5 protein-coding genes are annotated in these 2,917 nt (G+C 62.7%); 1 reads left to right on the top strand and 4 read right to left on the bottom strand.

The window, feature by feature from the left end:
• Nucleotides 1-293 precede the first annotated feature (293 nt).
• The gene (locus AC1DO7_RS40755; RefSeq protein WP_441616162.1) at nt 294-845 is read right to left on the bottom strand and encodes a hypothetical protein; all 552 of its coding nucleotides are present in this window, start codon (nt 843-845) and stop codon (nt 294-296) included.
• Between the two features lie 127 nt (nt 846-972).
• Between AC1DO7_RS40755 and AC1DO7_RS40750 the strand changes: the two genes are divergently transcribed.
• Nucleotides 973-1,143, top strand: coding sequence for a DUF2514 family protein (locus tag AC1DO7_RS40750; protein ID WP_441616160.1), 171 nt, complete (start codon nt 973-975; stop codon nt 1,141-1,143).
• A gap of 115 nt (nt 1,144-1,258) precedes the next feature.
• Here AC1DO7_RS40750 and AC1DO7_RS40745 read toward each other — a convergent pair whose 3' ends face one another.
• From AC1DO7_RS40745 to AC1DO7_RS40735, 3 genes are all read right to left on the bottom strand, one after another.
• Nucleotides 1,259-1,663: an ATP-dependent DNA ligase gene (locus tag AC1DO7_RS40745; protein ID WP_477117521.1), complete on the bottom strand. Its 405-nt coding sequence runs from the start codon at nt 1,661-1,663 to the stop codon at nt 1,259-1,261.
• A 569-nt stretch (nt 1,664-2,232) separates the two neighbouring features.
• Entirely contained in the window at nt 2,233-2,439 is a 207-nt protein-coding gene (locus AC1DO7_RS40740) for a DUF2188 domain-containing protein (RefSeq protein WP_441616156.1), read from the bottom strand.
• 26 nt (nt 2,440-2,465) lie between these two features.
• Entirely contained in the window at nt 2,466-2,654 is a 189-nt protein-coding gene (locus AC1DO7_RS40735) for a DUF2188 domain-containing protein (RefSeq protein WP_441616154.1), read from the bottom strand.
• Between the last annotated feature and the right edge of the window lie 263 nt (nt 2,655-2,917).

Raw genomic sequence — 2,917 nt, 5'->3', positions numbered from 1 at the left:
GCATACGCCCTCCAAACAGGCTGTTTGCGACGGGTCCCTCAGCAGTTCGGTAGTGGATGCGGTGCGGCCGGCCTTCGCTTGGAAGGCACATCCTTCGAACTGGGGGACCACGTCTGCCGCAACTATAAGGCGGCGCCTACAGTCTGTCGGTACGGTACCGTGCCGGTCCGACCGCTTTACATTGGATCCGGTCCGGGTTCCGCTTGCCGCAGGCGTAGCCGCTGCCCGCGCGCTTCCCTACGATGCCCTCCAGCTTGAGCGCGAGGGCGTTGTCATAGAGCCACTTCCAATCCTCACCGCTGAATAGGTACAGCAGGCTTTCCGGCGGATCGGTCAACAGCTTTTTGAGCGCTGCCCTGCACTCCTCTTGTCCGCTCAATGGTCCTGCGTTCCTTCACCACACCCTCGGCAATCGTGAGCAATTCGTAGCGCTCAAGCAGGAACCCTTCTTCCAGATGCCAATTCCTGCGCCTCGTGGTCATGGGAATCGTGAGGTCGCCAGAGAACCAGGTAGCCTTCAAAGGTGCCGCTGCATCAGGAATGACGGTGCCGATCGGCACCTCCCTGGGGTCGTGACAGGGCGAAGTGTTGAGCTTAACCAGATACAAGGCATCGTCCCGGATCTCCCAGGTTCCCTGATAGCCGCGCCAGCTAGCGGTGCATAGGCTGGTACCCACCTGACTGCGTAGGCCGCTCGCGACCTCCGGTCGATCGAGCAGTGGAGCGAGTGGCTCGGCGAGCAGCGCGGTCGGCTCGCCGTCGATAATCACGACCTCCGCCATCTGCAGGGTGGCCCAGGCCATACCGGACATGGCCATCAGCGCTACAGCGAGGATTCGCTTCATCCGCATTCCGTTGTTGGTCATTGTGATGGCGCAACCATAGCACGGTGCTAGGCGGCCATCGGGTTCCGTGCGGGACCTCTACTCGGCAGCCTTCGCCCGTAGCTCGCGTGGCGCCGGATCGGCATCCATGAGCTCGGGCGGGTCGCATGAAGCTGCGCTAGGTGGCCCTATCGGAACGCTTGCCGACGTGCTCAGCCGGGCTGACCAGCGCGCGGGAATCCTGGCTGGGTACGCTGACGTCGCCGGCATTGCCGGCCAAGCCTGCGAGCGGGCCTACGACTCGCTGACGACGCATTAATCCCTGCCTATGAGGGAAGGCGCGCTGAGGCGCCCTTGATACACTGTAAGCGCGCGCTGGAGGTGGCTGGGGTGAAGGCCCGGACGGAACAGTCATTGACCGCCGCCGGGGGCGCCTAAGGGCGCCCTTTGTCGCCGAGAAGTCGGTGCAGCGCGATCTTACGCTTCTCGATCGGCTGCGCGCGGAAGTCCCGGTCGCCGGCCACGAGCAGATCGAAGACGCAGTAGGCCACCAGGTCGGCGCCCACGTGCCAGCGGCGGCGTGYCGCGCGCCGGTGCAGGCGGTCGAAGTCGCTGATGCCAAGGTCGTTCAGGACGCACACCTCACCGTCCACGACGTTGCCGGGTGGCAACTTGCACAGCGCCTCGGCGATCTCCGGAAACCAGCGTGTCGCGTCCGAGCCACCGCGCGTCTGCAGCGTCGGCGTGCCGGTGGTGGCCAGAAGACGGTAGCCTTCGTACTTGATCTCCCAGTGCCATTCGCCAGTGCTCGGTACCGCCTGCCGGTCGGTGAGCAGCATCGGTGATAGGTCTGCTAGGGTAGGGGCAGGCTGGCGCGACTGCATGGTGGTCTCCCGGTGGGCGCATGCCTTCGTTGTAGGCCTGCGGCGCGGCGGGCGCCATACGACGACGGCCCACAGGCTACGGCCAAGGTGACAGGCCCATTGTCGTGATAGAGCCTCCCCCGGTCACCAGTTTCTGCAGTGCCACCTTGCGTTTCGCGATAAATAGAAAGTGCCGCGACCGAGGGGAGGAAAGTCGCGGCACTGCGTGTGATCGGGGGATGATGCCCCCTCGCCACACGCGTGCCTCAAGCATAGGAGAGGTCCCGTAGGGTTGGTAGTAGCCTTTGAGTTGAAGGGACTCTATACCCGCATTGAAGGGACTTTCAACCCCGGCGGCAGGGTCGGGAAATCGGCGCAGGCTCCTGATCAGCTTTGAAAAGAAAAGCGCCCTGTCGATGCCGGTGGATCGACGGGGATGGGCGGGTTAAAGGAACTGGCCCTTGGGGATTTCAGCATACGAGCGGTACCAGCACTGCGGATGTCTGTCTCCGCACTTAATCCTGGTGGCCTAGCGACGGGGGTGATCAGTTGCCAAGATCACTACGAGAGCGAATTTGGCCTTCACTGTCGTGCACCAGCAACTCGACCTTTTCGCGCTCGGCAAGTGCGCTCCCAGCCTTGATCGCATCTTCCAGGGTCTCATAGTGGAATCGTGCCCGCACGGCACCCTCCTGCCTAACGTCCCAACCTTTGCCATGAGGGATGACGTGGAAATTTCCCCTATGTGTCACGACGACCTCCCAGGATGGGACTCCGGCTATGCCGCCAACGGCAGTGACGAACTCTGTTCCTCGAGCACTAAGTCGACCCCCTTCCTGACTGCTATGGCGTTTCCGAAGCTCATCGCTTCGTCTCGACTTTCAAATTCGAGGATGGCGGTGACTGCGCCACATACCTTTAGCACCCAACCGGCACGGTTGGCACAGACTACAAAGTCCTTATGCATCTCAGTTTCTCCTGAAGAGACTTCTTAATCCTAGGCCAGGGCGGCCGAACGCGCCGTCGGGAATCGTCCTACCGCGCAGGCGCGTCCCCGGCATAGTCCGGCCAGGTCTCCGCGGGATAGTGGAGCGCAGGCGGCCCGACGCCATCCAGAAGGTACTGAAGAATGCGAAGCCTTTGCCTGAGGATTGCCGCCCTGATGATTCCGGGTGCGAAAGCTCGCCGACACCTTCGACGCAGCCAAGCAAGCTGCCTGCGCTTGATAGG

It is taken from the genome of Cupriavidus sp. 05N40 (assembly GCF_056397305.1).
This window is presented reverse-complemented; position numbering and strand designations above follow the sequence as displayed.

Coding starts and splice junctions, on each gene's coding strand:
- AC1DO7_RS40735 (WP_441616154.1), bottom strand. CDS start 2,654: ATGCATAAGGACTTTGTAGTCTGTGCCAACCGTGCCGGTTGGGTGCTA.
- AC1DO7_RS40755 (WP_441616162.1), bottom strand. CDS start 845: ATGAAGCGAATCCTCGCTGTAGCGCTGATGGCCATGTCCGGTATGGCC.
- AC1DO7_RS40750 (WP_441616160.1), top strand. CDS start 973: ATGAGCTCGGGCGGGTCGCATGAAGCTGCGCTAGGTGGCCCTATCGGA.